Origin of the sequence: Paraburkholderia sp. JPY465, assembly GCF_050436725.1 — a bacterium.
In the GTDB taxonomy this organism is placed as follows: Bacteria; Pseudomonadota; Gammaproteobacteria; order Burkholderiales; family Burkholderiaceae; genus Paraburkholderia; species Paraburkholderia youngii.
Genome location: NZ_JBNDMT010000006.1, coordinates 130,613 through 149,203 on the forward strand (window position 1 = coordinate 130,613; position 18,591 = coordinate 149,203).

The 18,591-nt window shown below is 61.1% G+C and carries 16 protein-coding genes and 3 pseudogenes; 10 read left to right on the forward strand and 9 right to left on the reverse strand.

Features of this window, described 5'->3' with window-relative positions:
- The first annotated feature begins 5 nt into the window (after positions 1-5).
- The 4 genes from QFZ94_RS33890 to QFZ94_RS33905 all read left to right on the forward strand — a co-directional run bounded on the left by QFZ94_RS33890 (position 6) and on the right by QFZ94_RS33905 (position 3,097).
- Positions 6-1,301: a multicopper oxidase domain-containing protein gene (locus QFZ94_RS33890; RefSeq protein ID WP_429463606.1), complete on the forward strand. Its 1,296-nt coding sequence runs from the start codon at positions 6-8 to the stop codon at positions 1,299-1,301.
- A 64-nt stretch (positions 1,302-1,365) separates the two neighbouring features.
- Complete coding sequence (locus tag QFZ94_RS33895) at positions 1,366-1,713, forward strand: copper-binding protein (protein ID WP_429462383.1); 348 nt, start codon at positions 1,366-1,368, stop codon at positions 1,711-1,713.
- A gap of 68 nt (positions 1,714-1,781) precedes the next feature.
- Positions 1,782-2,156 (forward strand): copper homeostasis periplasmic binding protein CopC, encoded by a 375-nt coding sequence (gene copC / locus QFZ94_RS33900; RefSeq protein WP_176367070.1) that lies wholly within the window; start codon positions 1,782-1,784, stop codon positions 2,154-2,156.
- Positions 2,156-3,097 (forward strand): copper resistance D family protein, encoded by a 942-nt coding sequence (locus QFZ94_RS33905; protein ID WP_410852273.1) that lies wholly within the window; start codon positions 2,156-2,158, stop codon positions 3,095-3,097. The genes copC and QFZ94_RS33905 overlap by 1 nt, the downstream gene beginning before the upstream one ends.
- A gap of 20 nt (positions 3,098-3,117) precedes the next feature.
- Here the strand turns inward: QFZ94_RS33905 and QFZ94_RS33910 are convergent.
- Together QFZ94_RS33910 and QFZ94_RS33915 are read right to left on the reverse strand one after the other, a co-directional pair.
- Positions 3,118-3,303: pseudogene (locus QFZ94_RS33910) on the reverse strand (DUF6691 family protein); the annotation flags it as partial.
- Positions 3,303-3,614 (reverse strand): protein-disulfide reductase DsbD domain-containing protein, encoded by a 312-nt coding sequence (locus QFZ94_RS33915; protein ID WP_429463608.1) that lies wholly within the window; start codon positions 3,612-3,614, stop codon positions 3,303-3,305. The pseudogene QFZ94_RS33910 and the gene QFZ94_RS33915, both read right to left, overlap by 1 nt.
- Positions 3,615-3,619: 5 nt before the next feature.
- Between QFZ94_RS33915 and QFZ94_RS33920 the strand changes: the two are divergent.
- Positions 3,620-5,137: pseudogene (locus QFZ94_RS33920) on the forward strand (copper-translocating P-type ATPase); the annotation flags it as partial.
- A gap of 332 nt (positions 5,138-5,469) precedes the next feature.
- Here the strand turns inward: QFZ94_RS33920 and QFZ94_RS33925 are convergent.
- The 6 genes from QFZ94_RS33925 to QFZ94_RS33950 all read right to left on the reverse strand — a co-directional run bounded on the left by QFZ94_RS33925 (position 5,470) and on the right by QFZ94_RS33950 (position 11,494).
- Positions 5,470-7,347, reverse strand: a complete 1,878-nt coding sequence (locus QFZ94_RS33925) for a sulfatase-like hydrolase/transferase (protein WP_429462385.1) — start codon at positions 7,345-7,347, stop codon at positions 5,470-5,472.
- A gap of 501 nt (positions 7,348-7,848) precedes the next feature.
- Positions 7,849-8,916 (reverse strand): purine-nucleoside phosphorylase, encoded by a 1,068-nt coding sequence (locus QFZ94_RS33930; protein ID WP_429462387.1) that lies wholly within the window; start codon positions 8,914-8,916, stop codon positions 7,849-7,851.
- 165 nt (positions 8,917-9,081) lie between these two features.
- Positions 9,082-9,402, reverse strand: a complete 321-nt coding sequence (locus QFZ94_RS33935; RefSeq protein ID WP_410851714.1) for a transposase — start codon at positions 9,400-9,402, stop codon at positions 9,082-9,084.
- 229 nt (positions 9,403-9,631) lie between these two features.
- Positions 9,632-9,778, reverse strand: a complete 147-nt coding sequence (locus QFZ94_RS33940) for a hypothetical protein (protein WP_368586400.1) — start codon at positions 9,776-9,778, stop codon at positions 9,632-9,634.
- Positions 9,779-10,026: 248 nt separating this feature from the next.
- Positions 10,027-10,215 (reverse strand): hypothetical protein, encoded by a 189-nt coding sequence (locus QFZ94_RS33945; RefSeq protein WP_429462390.1) that lies wholly within the window; start codon positions 10,213-10,215, stop codon positions 10,027-10,029.
- Positions 10,216-10,366: 151 nt separating this feature from the next.
- Positions 10,367-11,494: a porin gene (locus QFZ94_RS33950; protein WP_368586401.1), complete on the reverse strand. Its 1,128-nt coding sequence runs from the start codon at positions 11,492-11,494 to the stop codon at positions 10,367-10,369.
- A gap of 621 nt (positions 11,495-12,115) precedes the next feature.
- Here QFZ94_RS33950 and QFZ94_RS33955 point away from each other — a divergent pair.
- Positions 12,116-12,397, forward strand: a pseudogene (locus QFZ94_RS33955) (DUF3579 domain-containing protein); the annotation flags it as partial.
- A gap of 577 nt (positions 12,398-12,974) precedes the next feature.
- A complete protein-coding gene (locus QFZ94_RS33960; RefSeq protein WP_429462392.1) occupies positions 12,975-14,339 on the forward strand; it encodes a 2-hydroxycarboxylate transporter family protein in 1,365 nt (454 codons plus the stop codon).
- A gap of 92 nt (positions 14,340-14,431) precedes the next feature.
- Here the strand turns inward: QFZ94_RS33960 and QFZ94_RS33965 are convergent, their stop codons facing one another.
- Positions 14,432-14,920, reverse strand: coding sequence for an NUDIX domain-containing protein (locus QFZ94_RS33965; protein WP_410851717.1), 489 nt, complete (start codon positions 14,918-14,920; stop codon positions 14,432-14,434).
- Between the two features lie 294 nt (positions 14,921-15,214).
- On the opposite strand from QFZ94_RS33965, the gene QFZ94_RS33970 reads away from it, so the two are divergent.
- From QFZ94_RS33970 to QFZ94_RS33980, 3 genes are all read left to right on the forward strand, one after another.
- Positions 15,215-16,018 (forward strand): gamma-glutamylcyclotransferase family protein, encoded by an 804-nt coding sequence (locus QFZ94_RS33970; protein ID WP_429462394.1) that lies wholly within the window; start codon positions 15,215-15,217, stop codon positions 16,016-16,018.
- 205 nt (positions 16,019-16,223) lie between these two features.
- Positions 16,224-17,552, forward strand: a complete 1,329-nt coding sequence (locus tag QFZ94_RS33975; protein ID WP_429462396.1) for an LLM class flavin-dependent oxidoreductase — start codon at positions 16,224-16,226, stop codon at positions 17,550-17,552.
- A 4-nt stretch (positions 17,553-17,556) separates the two neighbouring features.
- Positions 17,557-18,522, forward strand: coding sequence for an aliphatic sulfonate ABC transporter substrate-binding protein (locus tag QFZ94_RS33980; RefSeq protein ID WP_429462398.1), 966 nt, complete (start codon positions 17,557-17,559; stop codon positions 18,520-18,522).
- Positions 18,523-18,591: the final 69 nt, after the last annotated feature.

Below are 18,591 nucleotides of genomic sequence, written 5' to 3' on the forward strand. Positions count from 1 at the left end.
TGAAGATGGTTTCACGTCGAAGTTTTCTCGGCGGCTCGGGCGCAGCGCTGCTCGGCGCAGCGTTGGTCAGCAAGGCTGGCGCAGCGTCACTTCCAGAAGCGCCCACGATGGAAAAGACCGCCACACAGCCACCGCTGGTACCGCCCAATGGACGCCCCTATACACCCGTGGCGACACTGAACGGCTGGACGCTGCCGTGGCGCATGAAAAACGGCTGGAAGGAATTCCACCTCATTGCCGAGCCGGTGGTCCGTGAAATGGCACCCGGCATGAAGGCGAATCTTTGGGGATACAACGGCCAGGCACCAGGCCCGACTATCGAAGCGGTTGAAGGCGACAAGGTCCGCATCTTCGTAACCAACAAACTGCCCGAACACACCACGGTTCACTGGCACGGGATGCTGGTGCCATCAGGGATGGATGGCATTGGCGGGCTGACGCAGCCCCACATTCCGCCGGGCAAGACGTTCGTCTATGAGTTCCAGCTTGAGAAGCACGGTACGTTCATGTATCACCCGCACGCGGATGAGATGGTGCAGATGGCGATGGGGATGATGGGTACGTTCATCGTGCATCCCAAGGACCGAAGTGTCATGCCGGTAGACCGCGACTTCGTGTTCCTGATGTCCGCCTACGACATCGACCCGGGCAGCTTCACGCCACGTGTCAACGAAATGACCGACTTCAATATGTGGACGTGGAACGCACGGGTCTTTCCCGGCATCGACCCGCTGCCGGTACGAGCAGGAGACCGCGTACGCATCCGCTTCGGCAACCTGACGATGACCAATCACCCCATCCATCTTCATGGGTACAGCTTCGAGGTCGCAGGAACCGATGGTGGATGGATTCCGCCTTCCGCACGTTGGCCGGAAGTAACCGCCGATGTCGCAGTCGGTCAGATGCGCGCCATCGAGTTCACCGCGAACCGCCCCGGCGACTGGGCGTTTCACTGCCACAAGTCGCATCACACGATGAATGCGATGGGCCACCAGGTACCGAATCTCATTGGCGTACCGCAGAAAGACCTCGCGACGCGCATCAACAAGCTCGTACCGGGCTACATGGCGATGGGCAGCGCAGGCGGCTCGATGGGGGACATGGAAATGCCGCTACCCGACAACACGTTGCCAATGATGACGGGAACAGGACCGTTCGGCGCGCTGGAAATGGGCGGCATGTTCAGCGTCGTCAAGGTGCGCGAGGGCCTCGGCCGGAACGACTATCGCGACCCGGGCTGGTTTAAGCACCCGAAGGGAACCGTGGCGTACGAGTACACGGGCGAACTGCCGGATAGCTGATTTCGTGGCGAGCCGGACGTGGCTCCGGCCGATATTTGTAAATCCAACTGTGGGAGAGAACTTGATGAAGAAGGCAATTGCTTCGATTTTGCTGGGCTGCGCCGTCGCGGCATCCGCGACCGCGTTTGCCGCAGGTGACGCGGGCAACATGAACATGGCAAGCGGCGCTCAACAGGTCGCGGAAGCGACGAACGCCATGTCGCATGGCGAGGTGAAGAAGGTGGATACCTCCGCCGGAAAACTGACCATCAAACACGGACCGCTGAAAAACCTGGATATGGAAGCCATGACCATGGTGTTCAAGGTCAAAGACCCAGCCATGCTTTCACAGGTGAAAGCGGGCGACAAGATTGACTTCGTGGCCGAAGAAATCGACGGCGCGCTCACCGTGACGAAGCTGCAGAAGCAGTGAGCAATTCAATGGGGCGTCAGCGGCGCGGCACAGGCTACGCCCCGATTTGATTTTCGGAGGAAACAATCGTGAATACCAATCTACGCAAACTGCTGCTCAGTGCAGCAGCGACCACCGCCGTCGTGCTCTCACCCACTCTCACGTTTGCCCACGGCAAGCTGGAGAGTGCCATGCCAGCGGCCGGCAGCGCGGTCGATACGTCGCCTGAACTGCTGCGTCTGACTTTCAATGAAGACCTCGAGTCGTCGTTCAGCACAATCAAGGTGGTCGATGCATCGGGGGCGTCCGCGACAAAGGACAAGGCCAAGGTCGATTCTTCGAACCCACGCGTGCTCATCGTTGCGGTCCCCAAGCTTGCTTCCGGCTCGTACACGGTCCAATGGGCGGTCATGACGCACGATGCCCACAAGACCAAAGGCACCTACACATTTGCGGTGAAGTGATGAACGACGGTTTCCTCGGCATTTCGCGGCTCGCGTTCGTAGCGTTGCAGAACGTCGGCTTAGCTGTTCTTGTCGGTGCCCTGCTGAGTGACAGCTGGCTGTCCCGTAGCACTTCGCGATGGCAGAGCAGCGTCAGCGGACGCCTGCTTGTCACCGTGCGCATCACTTCCTTTGCCACGCTGATGTCCAGTGCGTTCGCATTCTGGATTCATTGCGCGTTGATGAGCGAATCGACGCTCGGCGAGGCAGGTCCCGCTATCCGTTCAATGCTGGTGGAAACCGACTTTGGCCATGCCTGGCTGGCAGGCGCAGGGTTGATGCTCGTGGTGGTGATTCTGTCGTTCGCACAACGTCGACGCCCGATTCATTTCAAGCCTGCTATCTGGCTGGCCATCGCCGGCGTTGCACTGGCGCGCAGTCACGGCGGACACCCTGTGGATGCTGGCGTTTTTAGTTTGCCGGTGTGGGTGGACTGGGTGCATCTGCTTGCCATCAGCGTGTGGGTGGGCCTCGTTCTTGTTACAACGTACATCGTGGTGCCCCGCATACTTATCGCGCCCACCGCCGAGCGTGCGAAAGCGGCGATATTCGTTCAGTCGCTTTCTGACGCCGCGACGTTCGCGCTGGCCATCCTGATTATCACTGGTGCGTACAGCGGCTGGCGCGGAGTCAATGCACTTGAGCACCTGTGGGCGTCCACATACGGACAAGTCCTGCTGGTTAAGCTTGCTCTCGTAGTCACTGCCGCCGCGCTTGGGGGGCACAACCGGTTCTTCGAAATGCCCGGGCTACTCTCATCTCTGAAGGACACGCGAACCGAATTCACACCAAAGCCGTTGAAGCGGTTCGCCGTTGTCCTGCATGTCGAGTCGGTTGTCCTGGCAGGCGCGCTGGTAGCCGCTGCGGTCCTTGTTTCCAGTCCACTTCCCGGGACAACGTAAGCTCGCACGGTCGCACTTCTTTACGCTTGCTGCATGGTCGACTTCGCGCGCTCGAAGAGTTCGTAGACGACCATGCCCGCAACCATGGCAGCTACAAAACCGACGGCCTTTGGATAGCCCGCGCCCAAGGCCACCAGCATAGGTCCCGGGCAAAGACCGGCCAGACCCCGGCCGATACCGAAAGCGGCGCTCCCGAGGACCAGCCTCAGCGGGAAGTGACGGATAGAACCACGTTCGTCGAGACTGGACGAGGCAACGCAAGCTGGATTTGCACCGGCCGGCGGTAGACCGTAACCATGCCGAACATCGGGTCGTTTTTAACTTCCACTGGCGGCATCTGGTCCGGCTTTATCGACGCGCCGTCCACCGCGAAGTCGAATCGGTCCCGATAAATGTAGTAGCCAGCGTGCGTCCTGAAATCGAGGGTGACCTGCTGAGGCGCACTGAGCTTGACCGCCAGCGGAAATGCCTGGTCCGGTGGCAGCAGGTCGGTTTCGCTTACCGCCTCTGCAGCCAGAGACCGACGGCACGGAAGAGATTGTGCAGCTCGAAGAAGTCATCGTCGGCGACACCCTGCGTGTGAAGCCGGGTTCGAAGATACCGGTCGACGGCGTGGTGATTGATGGGCGGTCGAGCGTCGATGAGTCAATGATTACTGGCGAACCGATTCCAGCCGAGAAGGTCAAGGGTAGCAAGGTGACCGGCGCAACCGTCAACCAGACGGGAACGTTCCTGATGCGCGCAGAGAAGGTTGGCTCCGACACGCTGCTCGCGCGAATCGTGCAGATGGTGGCGCAGGCTGGACGCTCGCGTGCACCTATCCAGAAGCTTGCTGACCAGGTCTCTGGCTGGTTCGTGCTCGCGGTCATTGGCCTCGCCGCAGTTTCCTTTGCTGCCTGGTCGTTGGTCGGTCCCGCGCCCGCGCTGGCAAACGCGCTGGTCGTCGCCATCAGTGTGCTTATCATCGCATGTCCGTGCGCGCTCGGCTTGGCCACCCCGGTTTCCATCATAGTTGGGGTTGGACGTGGCGCTCGCGAAGGCGTGCTCATCAAGGACGCTGAAGCCCTCGAGTTGATGGAGAAGGTTGACACCGTCGTAGTCGACAAGACCGGAACTCTCACGGAAGGCAAGCCGCGCGTACAGACGGTTGTTGCGCTGAATAGCCAGTCCGAATCCAAAGTGCTTGGTTACGCCGCAAGTCTCGAAGGTGCGAGCGAACACCCCCTCGCTCAGGCCATCATCATGCACGCGAAAGAAGCTGGAACAGGGACGAATCGCGTAGAGGCTTTCGACTCGGTACCCGGCAAAGGCGTGACCGGAAAAATCGAAGGGCACACGGTATCGCTGGGCAATGCGCGCCTGATGGAAGCGATGAAAATCAGCTGCTCGTCGGTCGAAGAAGATACCGACAAGCTGCGCGAGGCCGGGCAAACGGTCATGTATGTCGCGATAGACGGCGAACTTGCCGGCTACATCGGGGTAGCAGACCCCGTGAAAGGCACGACACCGGACGCGGTGCGGCTGTTAAAAGCGTCCGGCGTGCGGATTGTCATGCTCACCGGCGACAATCCCGTCACCGCAAACGCGGTGGCAAGGGCGCTCGCGCTTGATGGCGTCAAGGCCGGCGTGCTGCCTGAAGACAAGTACAAGCATGTGCAGGAGCTTCAGGCCCAGGGGCACGTCGTCGCCATGGCCGGTGACGGCGTGAACGACGCGCCCGCGCTTGCTCAGGCGCATGTTGGAATCGCAATGGGAACCGGAACAGATGTCGCCATGAACAGCGCCCGGGTCGTTCTCGTCAAGGGAGACCTGCGTGGCATCGCGCGAGCGCGCGCATTGAGCGTCGCAACGATGAGGAACATTCGCCAGAACCTCTTCTTCGCGTTCGCGTACAACGCGGTGGGGATTCCAGTGGCAGCCGGTGTGCTTTATCCGTGGCTTGGTATTGTGCTCAGTCCAATTATCGCCAGTGCCGCGATGGCGTTGAGTTCGGTCTCTGTCATCGGTAACGCGCTGCGGTTACGCACCGCCCGGACGTAACGCGCGACCCTTGCGCCGCTCTGTTCGAACGTTTCCTGCTCCCAGGGTTACATACCGTGAACGCAAAGCGCCGGACATCGCATCGGGCTCTTTGCGCGTGGCTACTCGCGGCCGTCGGCGCTGCCACAATCACCATGGGCATCTATTTCATATTCGTACGGCCGCCCTTGCTACCGGAAGACCTTCAATACCTGGGGACGTCAAGTGAGCGTTTGCTGGCGACGGCGCACTCACCGTGACGAAGCTGCAGAAGCGGTGAGCGTTTCAGTGGGGGTGTCAGCGACGCGCGACTGGCCGCCGCCGATCCTACGGCGACCAGCCTCGCCCCGACTTCAGATATCGCCGATCGACAGTGGCAATTGCGGTTCGCTCACGCCCCCGGCATTGATCAACCTGACGTAGCTCACATATCTCGCCTCAGCGAGCGTCTGGGCAGCCACCAACCCCCCGGGCAGCGGCGCCCTCAACTCGTTAGGCAAAATATCCGTCAGCAGCAGTTGATAGAGCACTCGGGCCGCTGGAGCGCGGTAACGGTTATCGAGTTCCAGTTGCCCTGCCGTCGTCGCATAGTCGTAGTACTCGAGTTGGCTTCGGCCCGAGATGGTCGTCGACTCCGGTGCCCAGAACGAATAGGTGCCAAGCTTGTTCACCTGAGTGCGTACACCGATGATATGCGTAGGCGTACTCGACGCGTTTGGTATGTACGACTCAGGCAGTGTTTCGTCGGTCGTGAAGGTGACATAGGGCCGACCGGCTGCCGAATCGCTTTTCAGCATCGGAAGAAGATCATGCCTGCCGCCGTACAACTGCGCGTAGTCGCCCGTTAGCCAATTGCGGTTGCCGCCGTTGCCTATCGTCACCAGCATCGGAAGAATATCGACTGAAGAAGTCAGGCCGTCGCGGATCTTGTCGACATCGCCCGCGTACTGTCCAGTAGGATCAACCACGATCAACGGGATGTTGTACGCCTCTTCGTAGCAAGTCGAGGTCTTGCCGGACACCATACCGTGCGCGCCAGCGTATTCGCCATGGTCGGACGTCAGGATAATGATCGTGTTGCGCGCGACATCGTGAGGCAGAGAATGGACGATCTCACCAATCCGTTCGTCGACGTCTGTCAGTATCTGCGTGTACGACTCGAGGCTACGCTTCCAGTAACTGAATGGCGATTTGCCGATCCCTTTCGTCACGCCCTGGATCGGCACAGGATATTCCGTGATGACGAAGTCAGCGCTATCCGGATCATCCTGGACACCACCCCATATAGCCTCCTGGATCATTCTGTTGAACGCCTGCGCTGCCGGCTTGGTGCGCTGGATGCGATCCGCCGACTCCCAGTTCGGCGGGACCGCCGCGTACGCCAGCGTCGGTGGATTCTTGAGCGGATTGGTATTCCAATCGTAGTTCGGCGGCCCTACCGTGTAGTCCCTCCATTGCTGATATCCGTTGGGGTTGTAGTTCGAGTTCGCGAAATAATCATGGTAAGTCTGGAATTCCGTTCCCGCCGGGAAGAACTCTTTGTCGTGAGGGTTCACGAGGCCTACGGTCAAACACCAGGGTGCTTCGTTCGGCTTACGCTGGCCGAGCCACGCTACCGCCTGATTGGCGATGTACTCGTCGCTGTAGTACAGGTTGGGAATATCGCCGACCGTGCCCTGCAGGTTGCTGCCAGTTGGATCAGGGAAAGTCATCGCCTGAAATCCGTACTCCTGAAGCTCGCGCTGCCCCTGGACGGTGACCGACAGATGCCATTTCCCGATGTAGGGCGTCGAATAACCGAGGTTGCGTAGCAGCTTGCCATAAGTCGGAAACGCCCGGCTGAGCGTTGGTTGAAGCGAACCCTTACTTGACGGGTTGTCGAAGATAGTCGTCAACACCCAGGTTTGCTGCGAATAAAGACCAGTGACCAAAGTGCCACGTGCTGGCGTACATGCGGAGGCGGCCGTGTAGTGTCCGGAGAACTTAACGCCCTTTCTCCACAGGGAATGCGTTTGAGGCATGAAATGCCTGAGGAAGTCGCCCGGACTGTTGATTCCCGCCGGGAACACGCGCGGGTAGCGCATCTCGTCGAGCAGAATGAACAGAATGTTGGGGGTTCCCTTGTGCGCGGCGTCGCCCGTGGCCGACCCGGACGCGCCAAGCGCAAGCTTTGGCGTAGTCAGTGCAGCGCCAATCGCCGATGTCTTCTTGATAAATTCGCGACGATCCATAATCGTTTCTCCATGTTAGATAGAACGACGAAGGCATCTGCCCTGTCGCGTTGCAGCGCAGTGGAGGCGATTCAATCAGCGTGGATTTATATGAAGAGACCTCTGCTCGGTCTCCTCTGGATTGTCAGGTAAAGGGTATGCGCGGTCCGCTTTTCTGAATTGATGTTTTCAGACCTGAGCCGGCAAGGAGAGGATGCGGGGAAGGCTGTGCGTTTGATGCTAGTTTCTTCTGCTGGCGACGGAAGAGAAAACGTCGAGATATGTGCGGTAGCGCACATTGTTCTGTCCGGACAAGAACGTCGCAGCGGAATCAACTTTGCATTCCAGCCTGACTTGTAGATTACAACTGGTAAGCAATGGGTCCGGCCATACGCTCGATCCAGAATCGTTGCAGAACGGTTCTGCATGCCGAGCACGTAGCCGCGCGCCAGCCCATCACAACGGTCGACAGAATCGCTGTACAGACCGGCACGCGCTCCGCTTCACCACGCCGCAGACCCGCTACCGCCGCGGTACGCCGTCGCGCCACTCGCCCCAACGCGTGACGATGTCCTGCACGAGCGGATTGCCCGTCAGGAACAGATTGTTGATCGCGATCGTGAAGCCGCCCTGTGACGCGTAGTTGAGCAGATTGTCCGCACTCGACTGGCCCGCGTAAGGCCGATCGAAGTCCGAGCCGGCGCGCAGCACCGCTACACGTTCCAGGTCGACGCGATGCGCGCTCGCCGCGCGCGTCAACGCCTCGAAAGTGGCGTTGTCTTCCTGCTGCGTGGTGCAATAGGTGCCCTTGCCGTCGGTCAGGATTTTCGTCCATTGCCGCGCGCGCTCGCCGAGCTCGGTGCCCGACCACCAGGTGTCGCCCGCCAGCGTGTCGCACTGGATCACTGTGGGCGGACGGTTCGCGGGCGCATAGTTGTATTTGGCGCGGGCAGCCTGCGCCTGTGCGTCGTCGCTGAGCGTCACGTTGCGCGACAGCGCGAATGCCGCATTCGAAAGCGCCCGATTGAGCTGGAACACTTCGGTGCGATAGTCGAGCGGCGGCTTCTGCGTCGGGCCCGTCGTGTTGATGCCGAGATAGCCGGTGTCCCAGCCCGGCGGAATTTCGCGCCCGTCGATTTCCCATTGAATCCCGAAGTCGACGAGCCAATTGGCCCACGCAGCGGAACCGACGGTCCCTTGCAGCGGATCGATACCTGCGATGCCCGCCACCATGAAGTACGTATGACGCAAGTCGAAACGCGGCGAGAACGTCAGCGCCATGATCGACGCGGCGGCATTCGCGTGCCCCATGCCCGTCGTCATCACGCACACCTCCTGGCGATTGCAGTGCACTGCCGGATAGTCAGGAGACAGACCCGCGACGGGGATGTCCTGCCACGGTCCGAGATGATCGAGCCACACCTGGCCTTCCGGGCCGAACATCGAGATGATCATCACCTTGACCGGACGGCCATGCGACGCGCCATCGTCCTGCGCGAAGCCGTCGTCGGTATGCGCGATGGCCGGTGAAACTGCTGCGCCTGCCAGCAGCAACGATGAAATTGCAGCACCAAAAGCACGATTTAGCATAAGAGGTCACACCCGATATGTAAGAACTGCGGTTCCGAAACGTGGATCGCGTGCCGTGTTCTCGACCGATGTCGTGGCTTCTTGTCGGCGTGCAGCGTGGGACCTGGGCGTGAGCCGTTCAGGTGGCTATCAGTATAAGCAGAGAAAGAGATGAATTGGCAAGCGTTAGCGGAAATCGATGCACAGTCCGAGAATGGCCTCCACCTGTTGCAAAGTCCCATCACGCCGCCATTGCAGGCACTTTATGTAGCAGGTCCCTGCTGGTGGCATCTCGGGCGGCAAATTGGCCCACGTCTTTTGGTGGGTCGAGACCCATAGTATCGCGTTCAATATTTCGCGCGGATGCCTTGGTGTTTTTCCAAACCGCCTTGCTTCATCGAACCGGAAGAGGCTGGCGATACGGGCCCAGTCCGTGTCGCTCAGTGGTATGAATGCGGGCATATCATTCAATCGTCTTCTCTGCCGAGGGCTCCAATTCGGTTCCATCAAATATTGATCGCATCATCGACTTGCTTTTTCGGAATCGCGTGGGCCGTACCAGTTCCTCTGCTACGGCGTGCTCATGCCAACGGCTCATGCAACCACGGAGTTGTATCTCGCCCTCCGCGGTTCCACCATTGCCTCCGCAGCTTGCGCGAAAACATCGTAGGCAGCCGTAAATCCGACTTCCATCGGTGCCGGAGGATTCTGCCGTCGGAAATGGCTGGCTTGCCTGTCAGGATTTCCTTCGCTCGACGCGGCGATTGCCGACCGGCTCGAAGACTATTTCAAGGCGGCGGCACTGACGCCAGCCGAACCCACGATTGGGTTTCCCGGCCTCGAGCATCGACAGGCAAGCGCCGAGATCGGCAGTGCTCGTCATCACTGCGTTCGATGCGGTACATCGTCGGGGAACGGATACGGTGCGTGAGGACCCGGCCACTCTGGCGCGGGCGGTCCGCTCAACGCATTGCAACCAGTTAAGCCAAAGAGAACCATCCCGGCAAGCAAACCGGTCGCAATGCGACGCAGCATCGCTCGAGTGTCCATGTTGCACCTCCACGCACGTCACTGTCATGCGGTTGGATTTTCAATTGCCTCACAGGTTGCGCTGCGATGGCTTGCGCATCGTCATGCGCACGCGGGCGAAAGTGTGGCAAACAGCTCCGGCCCCTCCCCGGTTGGCTGCAAGACGCGCGCGGTTCGCTCATCCGGAACACCGCGACCGCGCCGTCGAGCGCCCGCCTGCTCCTCCAACGACGCCGCCGCAGCAGCAGTCTGCTCGACGAGCGCGGCATTCTGCTGGGTCGCCTTGTCCATGTGCGTGACCGCGCGGCTGATCTGCTCGAGTCGTATTGCGGAACATGCCTCTCCCTCGCGTGCTGAAATGAAAAAGCGGCCGCGGATAAGTCCGCGACCGCGAGCCGGAGAACATTGTTGAAACGGATGCGCTGCGAGGCCGTGTTCCCGATCAGAATCGGGTGCGCACACCCGTGGTCAGTTCGAGCTGGTTGGTCGCGCCGAACGTGCTGCCTACCGTATAGCCGCCATGCAGCCTCATATAGTCGCCGGCCAGATACACTTCAGTGCGCTTGGACAGGTGATAGAACGCCGACCAGTACAGGGTTTCCTTGTAACCGTTGTGCAAGCCCGAGGTCGGATCGAAGGCGCCGATGTTCGCGTTCGGAATGTCGCCGTCGGCGTTGTACGCGGCATTCTTCACCCGCATCTGCTGATAGCCGAGCTGGTAATCGAGCGGCCCCTTCGGCGACAGCTTGAGCGACACGGTCCAGGCATTATCCTGACGCTGACCCAGCGCGCCCTGATTGCCGAGGTAACGGAAGTAGCCGGCGTTGGCGCGCAGAATACCGAACGTATAGTTGCCGCCGACCGAGAACGACTGGTTCGTGTTGCCCTCGCGGTTCACGTGGCTATAGAAGCCCGACACATTGAACGGGCCGCCGTTATAGCCCAGCGCAACCTGATAATTCGCGTTGGTGCCGAAACTCGTCTGGTTGCCGAACGCGTAACCCGCACTCGCGAAGATGCCATTGCTGAACAGCTTCTTCCACGCGACGCCGTTTTCATAACGCGTCCCGGTCGCGCTTGCCGCGTAGAAAATCATCTGCTTGAAGTTGTTGGCGTTGGTCCAGCCGCCCTCTTCCGTCGTCAGCCGCGCATTGCCGTACGGATCGCCATAGATCGCCGCCGCATCGCGCGCGATGGTGTTCTGAAAGCCTGCGGTAATTTTGCCGAACGTGTCGTTCTCGATACCGACCCACGCATCGCGGTCAAAGAGCTGACCAGGATCTTCCATCTGACCGTTGGCGACAACGTATTCGCTCTCCAGTCGGAAGATGATCTTCGAACCGCCGCCAATGTCTTCGGCGCCCCTCAGGCCCCAGCGGCTGCCGCTAAACCACGGCTCGCCCCCAATGCCCATGCCGATGACGTGATTCCCGTTGGCATCCGCGTGGGACTGGTAAGTCGGCACGCTCAGATCCATCAGCCCGTAAAGTTGCACGCTCGACTGCGCGTGCGCGCCGCTCGCCCCGAGTGCGCTGACCGCGACCGCCAGCGAAAGATATTTCGTCTTCAAGATGTCTCCTCAAACTACTGCGTTGAAATTGTGTTTTCCCTGCGCACGGTTGCGTCCGTCTCAAGGTCCCTGCAACCGGTTCGGTATGCGAATGTCGGCGATGCTAGTTATCCCAATCCTTCACGCTCCTTTCCCGTGTCATTTATGCAACTCAGTGGCTCTACTGATATACGCGACGACGCTTGAACCAATTATTCCCAGTCCTGTTTCGACATGACGAACTCGTTCGTATACGGCAATGACGAAACACGCTTAACTTCGCTTGCATCGATGGCGGGATTGTCGGAGCGCCGACCCTTCCCCCGGCTTTCACGGCCAGGAGCTGCATTTAGGGGATTTCCATGAAACGGCCTGCGTATCCGCGCAAGCACGACAGCGTTGCAATCAGCAAGACTCCGCGTAGACGACAAATTCAGCGGCCACCGGATTGGCTCATGGAAAACCCCCATCGGAACGTGCCATGGCTGAAAGCGTTCAGAAGGTTCCGCGCTCCTAGAATTGCAGCATCGATCGCGGTGATCCCATCGTGCTTTCAATGCCGGAACGCGATGCTGGACGAGCCCACGCAATCACAATGCTCACCCCTGTACCTGACGACGCGCATGCCGCGATAGCCGCAACATGACTAACGATGGCATCGAACACCACCTGATTCGCGGTGTGACGTCGCAGTGCAAGCTCTTCCGGCCAGGCGACTGGGCCGAGCGCCTTGCGGGAGTCGTTGCACTGTTCGTAGGCGAACGCTGCGCAGGCAACCCTATAGCCAGCACACGGCTTGCGATGCCGGTTGTGGAGCAGGACATCAAATGCCTACGCATCTCGAACGAACTGCGGCGTATCTGTCCGGACGGATTTGATTTTGTGATGCGCTTCGCGAGCGACAACGACCTGAGTGTCGATATCTGCCGCGCGCTCGACGATAAGCCCGGACGAGATCCGCAACCTGAGCGGCAGACAAACGGAAGCAAGGCAAAGGATCGGATGAATGAGTTGGCGGTTCCAACTGCCGCTACCGTCGCTACAGAGTCAAGCGGCTGATGCGACCGCCAGGAGAAGGCTGATGGAGACACTCACTGGAGTACGTTACACCTACGCGTGTGCAGCATGCGGATACCACGGGAGCGTAGTTCGTCCGGACACGTCACATGCGAGAAAGCTGGCCATTTGCGCGCGGTGCGACGGACAGGTGTGGCTCAGCGTTGATGACGCAACCGCCCGGGAGCAAGTTTCAGAAGTCTTTTCGGCGCGAAGACTATCGGCACACCCAAGACGCGGATGATGCAGAAGCTCTGCATCGCAAACAATTCCGAGTTGATCCGTTGTTCGATCCGGCATCGCGTAATGCCCGGGTAAGCGCGCGGGCGCCTTTTAGCCCGGGGCGATTTGTCATTCCGGTTCCGTTCACTCATCGGATACCACTTCGACTGTATCGAAACGCGAGGCCGGCATACATCGCCGGCGCCAAATCAAGGAGTCTATTTTGTCCGTCACCTCACCGACGCCGAAGCACTCACCGGCGGCGGCCGCGCAGCGGTCCGACAATGCCACCCGATTCTGGCCCGAAGGCTGGTGGAAGCTGATGGAATACAGAATCGGCATCATCCCGCTGCCGGTTTATTTCATTCTGCTCGCGCTAATCACCGGATTCGCAGTGACGGGCAAGATCCCGGGCGAGATCTCGATGGCGATCGCCGTGCTGGCGTTCTTCGGCTTTACCTGCGCGGAACTTGGCAAGCGCCTGCCGCTTCTGCGCAATATCGGCGCGGCCGCGATCTGCGCGACGTTCGTGCCTTCCGCACTGACTTACTATCACCTGTTGCCCAAGCCAATTCTCGGCCTCACGACCGAGTTCACGAAGCAGAGCAATTTCCTTTATCTGTTCATCGCGTCGATCATCGTCGGCAGTATTCTCAGCATGGACCGGCGTGTGCTGATCAAGGGCTTTCTCAAGATCTTCGTACCGCTCGCGCTGGGTTCGCTGGCCGCATGCGTGGTTGGTGTCGCGGTTGGCTCGGCATTCGGACTCGGCGTGCGTCATACGCTGCTGTATATCGTCGTGCCGATCATGGCGGGGGGTGTCGGTGAAGGCGCTATTCCGCTGTCGGTCGGCTATTCGGAAATCATGCATCTGCCGCAGGGCGAGCTGTTTGCACAAGTGTTGCCCCCGGTGATGCTCGGCAGCCTCACCGCCATCGTGCTCGCCGGCGCGCTAGACATGCTCGGCAAGCGCTTTCCCCACCTCACCGGCGAGGGCCGCCTGCAACCCGGAGAGACAGACGAAATGGACCCTGAAGAGGAGGAGATTCGCGGTCATATCGACGTGACGCATATCGCGGCGGCCGGCATCACGGCGATCACGCTGTACCTGCTTGGCTTGATGTGCCGCAACCTCTTCGGTCTGCCCGCGCCGGTTGCAATGCTGTTCCTCGCGGTGCTGGTCAAGCTGGCGCGCGCGGTCTCGCCGCAGTTGCAGGAAGGCGCATTCGTCGTCTACAAGTTCTTTTCGACCGCGGTGACGTATCCGCTGCTGTTCGCGATCGGCGTCGCCATGACCCCATGGGACAAGTTGATCGCTGCGTTCACGTTGGCCAATATCGTGACGATCGTCGCGACCGTGGCAACACTGATGGGCACCGGCTTCCTGGTTGCGCGCCGGCTCAAGCTCTACCCGATCGATACGGCGATCGTGAATGCATGCCATAGCGGCCAGGGCGGCACAGGCGACGTCGCGATCCTGACCGCGGCGAACCGGATGCAACTGATGCCCTTCGCGCAGATCGCCACGCGAATCGGCGGCGCTATCGTCGTCACGCTGACGCTGATCGTGCTCGCGCATATCGGATGACGCGTTATTGGTCATGGCTGCGCGATGGTCGCGCAACGCGCATCGCGCAGCGTCGCGCAGACTAGAACGGTCATGGAAAACTAACGGCTCAACTAGCCGCGCACATCCCTGCCGAGATACGCGGCGACCGCGCCTGTCACCGCGAAGCCAGGCAATTCCTGCGGCGACGCCAGATGCGCGGCGACGATCTCGCGATGATCCAGCCGCAGTTCGGGTAGGTGATCGACGCGCATTTCGAAGAAATGCACCCGGTCCCTTCGCCCGTCCCACTCGCCGGCCACGCTGCCTGCCGGGACTAACGGGTGAAACGCAAGCCCGATCTCCTCGGCCATCTCGCGCAGCGCCGCGGCAGCAGGTGTCTCACCGGCCCGGACGCTGCCGCCCGGGAACCCCCATTCGGCCCGGTACGATGACTTCAGCAGCAACAGCGACTGACCGACATAGATAGCGACTAGCGCGCCCTCATGGCGAGGCCGCCGCAAGTGCCACCACGCGCGGGCGAGCGGAAATCCGACGCGAAACGCGATGCGCCACGCAGAGTCGATCAGCGCAGTGAGCCGCGTGCGCTCAAAGTTCGGCATCGGGCCCGTCCTTTCCTGTCATTGTCAAAAGATCTCCGGATTGTACGTGCCGGCTCCCACAAGACGCTTTCGACTTAGAATCGCTGCGTGCGTCGGTCCAGCCGCCAGATTCGATTTCAGTTGGCTCGGAAATCCAGCGCGTCGTCGACTTCGATGCCGCGGCACTCGTTTATGCTTCACACCTGGTAATGGCCTATAAACAGTTGGGCGACCCTGAGGCCTGGCGCGCGCGCTTGCCGGGGCCGTCTGGCTGAAGCGATTATCTGCGGTAACCCATTGGACGGAGATATGACGATGTCGGCGATGGCAAAGCTTCGAGGATTCGTTGTAGCACTAGCGCTGCTTGGCTCGGCAGCGCACGCGCAGACCACCGACTTCTGGGGAACGCGTCTTCCCGATCAGCCGACGCAGTTCATTTTCGGCTACGGATCGCTCATCAACACGCCATCGCGCGCCGCCACGGCCGGCAAGCCGGTTGCGGCGATTCCGGTGCGCGTGTCGGCGGCGTTCGGCTATGTGCGCAGCTGGAGCGACCGCGCAACCTCCGGGTTCACGGCGCTCGGCCTGCGGCGTCCGTTCGACGGCGAGACGCCGATGACGATCAATGGAGTGATTTATCCCGTTGCCGGCAACGACATGTCCGCGTTCGACGAGCGCGAGAAGGGGTACGTGCGCGTCGAGGTGCCGCGGGCGCTTATCGAGGCGGTGTCGTGGCAGCCGCTGCCGACGCTGGGAACCGTCTGGGTCTACGTGCCGAAGGCCGAGGGCAAAGCGCCGGGAGAAGGGCTTCCGGTGCCTGACGCGAAATTCCCGCTCGTCGAGTCGTATATCGATGTTGTTATCGAGGGCGCGCTCGAGTACGGGCCGCAATTCGCGCGCGAGGTCATCGAGACGACCCGGGACTGGAGTCCCTACTGGCTGGACGATCGCACGCTCGCACGCCGGCCATGGGTGTTCAACAAACAATATGCGCAGGTCGATGCACTGCTCGCGGCCTCGGCACCGTGCTTCGCGCAGCGGGCGTTCTCCGAGGACTATGCCGCCGCGATCGCCAAACGCAAAAGCCCTGTGTGCAGTCTGGTGAATCACGGTCGCTAGACCGGGCGCCGCGATCCGGGCATCAATGCGTCCAAATTGATGAAACACAAAGCGTTGCCAGCACAACGCGCGCGTTCCGCCCGCATCGCGGCGCGCCTTGATATCGATATATGACTTCGTTCGTTTGAGCCGCCGGCGAGCGGCAATAGAATGAGTCGCTCCATCATCGTCGCGTCCCTGCGCACACGCAGGACCAAGCTCGCCCATGCCCCGCCCCATCCATCTGAATCTGTTCATTCACGGCCGCGGTCATCACGAAGCGGGTTGGCGGCATCCGGGCGCGACGCGTAAGGCGCTGACCGACATCACCTATTTCGCCGATCTTGCGAAGCGCGCCGAGGCGGGCTGCTTCGATTCGATCTTCTTCGCCGATGCCCTCGAACTCGGCGACGGTGCCCGCCACGTCGCGAGCGGCGCACTCGAGCCGATCACGGCACTTGCCGCGCTCGCGCGCGAAACGACCCGCATCGGCCTGATTGCGACGGCATCGACGACCTACACGGAGCCGTTCAATCTGGCGCGCCAGTTTGCGTCGCTCGATCATATTTCGGGCGGGCGCATTGGCTGGAACATCGTCACGTCGTGGGTCGGAGGCGCCGGCCCGAATTTCGGCTACGAGCGCGCGCCCGAGCATGCCGAGCGCTACGCGCGCGCCGACGAATACGTGGGCGTCGTCAAGGCGCTGTGGGACAGCTGGGCCGACGACGCGATCATCGACGACCCGCAAACCGGACGCTTCCTCGATCGGGAACGGGTGCGGCGCATCGACTGGAAAGGCAGTTTTTATCGCGTCGCCGGTCCGCTCAATCTGCCGCGCCCGCCGCAAGGACGGCCGGTGCTCGTGCAGGCGGGCTCGTCGGCGACGGGTAAGGCGTTTGCCGCCCGTCATGCGGAAGCGGTCTTCACCGCGCATCTGAGCAAGGCATCAGCGGCGGATTTCTACACCGAACTCAAGCAAGGCGCGATTGCCGCCGGCCGACGTGCGGACGACATCGTGATCCTTCCCGGTCTGAGCGCGGCGATTGGCCCGACCGATGCGCAAGGTCACACGCTGCTCGAAGAACTCAATGCGCTGACCGATATCGAAGTCGGCCTAAGCCGGTTGTCGAACCGCTTCGGCGGGTACGACTTCTCCGCATTGCCGCTCGATCAGCCGCTTTCACGCGACGACTTCCCCGACCCTGCGACGGTGCAGGCCGCACAAAGCCGCGCCGCCGTCATCACCGATCTCGTCGCGCGCGAACGGCCGACGCTGCGCGGGCTGCTACGCCAGCTCGCTGGCGCGCGCGGCCACTTCACGGTGGCGGGTTCGCCGGAGCGCATCGCGGACGTCATCGAAGACTGGATCGAGAGCCGCGCGGCCGATGGCTTCAACGTCATGCCGCCCGTGCTGCCGGCACAGCTCGATATCTTCGTCGATCACGTCGTGCCGATCCTGCAAAAGCGCGGCCTGTTCCGACGCGAATACGAAGCCGATACGCTGCGCGGCCATTACGGACTCGGCCGGCCCGCCAACCCGTATTTCCAGAACTGAAACCATGCGTCCACTCCGCGGCTTGTGGTGGCGAACGTTCGCGGCGTTCGTCGTCTGTTTTGGCTGTCAGGTCCCGGCTCACGCCGACCCCGCCTGGCCCGCGACCATCAACATCGGCATCCAGAAAGGCGATCCGCTCGTCGCGTTGCGTGCATCCGGCGAACTCGAAAAGGCTTTTGCGCAACACGGTGTCGCGGTCAAGTGGATGGAGTTCGTCTATGGCGCGCCGCTCGTCGAAGCGATCAACACCGGTGACGTCGACGTCGGCGCGGTAGGCGCGACGCCGCCTATCCTCGCGCAGGCGGGCGCCGCGCCGGGCGTTGTCTACGTCGCGTCCGCGCCGCGCATGCAAAAGAGCTACGGGCTGATCGTGCCGGCGAATTCGCCCGCGCGGCGGATCGAAGATCTGAAGGGCAAGAAGATCGCGTTCGCGAAGGGCTCGCAAGGACATCTGTTCGTGCTGAAGGCGCTCGCCGACGCGGGACTGCCGGCGACGGCGGTGCAGTTCGTCTATCTGAACTACAGCGACGCGCGCGCCGCGTTCGAGCGCGGCTTCATCGATGCGTGGGCGGTGCCGGACCCGCGCTATGCCGATACGGAACTCGCGACGGGCGCGCGCACGATTCTGTCGATCGGGCAATTGTCGGTGCCGCAGTACGGCTTCTACATCGGCTCGCGCGAGTACGCGCAGCGTTATCCCGCCGCGTTGCGTCTGCTGTTCGATGTGCTCGACCGGCAAACGGCGCTTGAACTGGCGCATCCCGCGCAGACGGCGCAATTCCTGTCGCAGAACACGGGTGTTCGGCTGGAAATCTGGACGCGGGCGCTGCCGCGGCTCGAATGGGGCGTCCACTATCCGCTCACCGACGAAGTCGTCAAGGCTCAGCAGGACTGCGCCGATCTCGCTTATCGGGAGCATGTGATCCCGCGCAAAATCGATGTACGCGAAGCCATCGTCGATATCCGGTAGATCTCGATCCGCCATGTCGATATCCGCCTTCCGCCCGATCTGTCGCGACTTCTCGAACGAATCTCGATA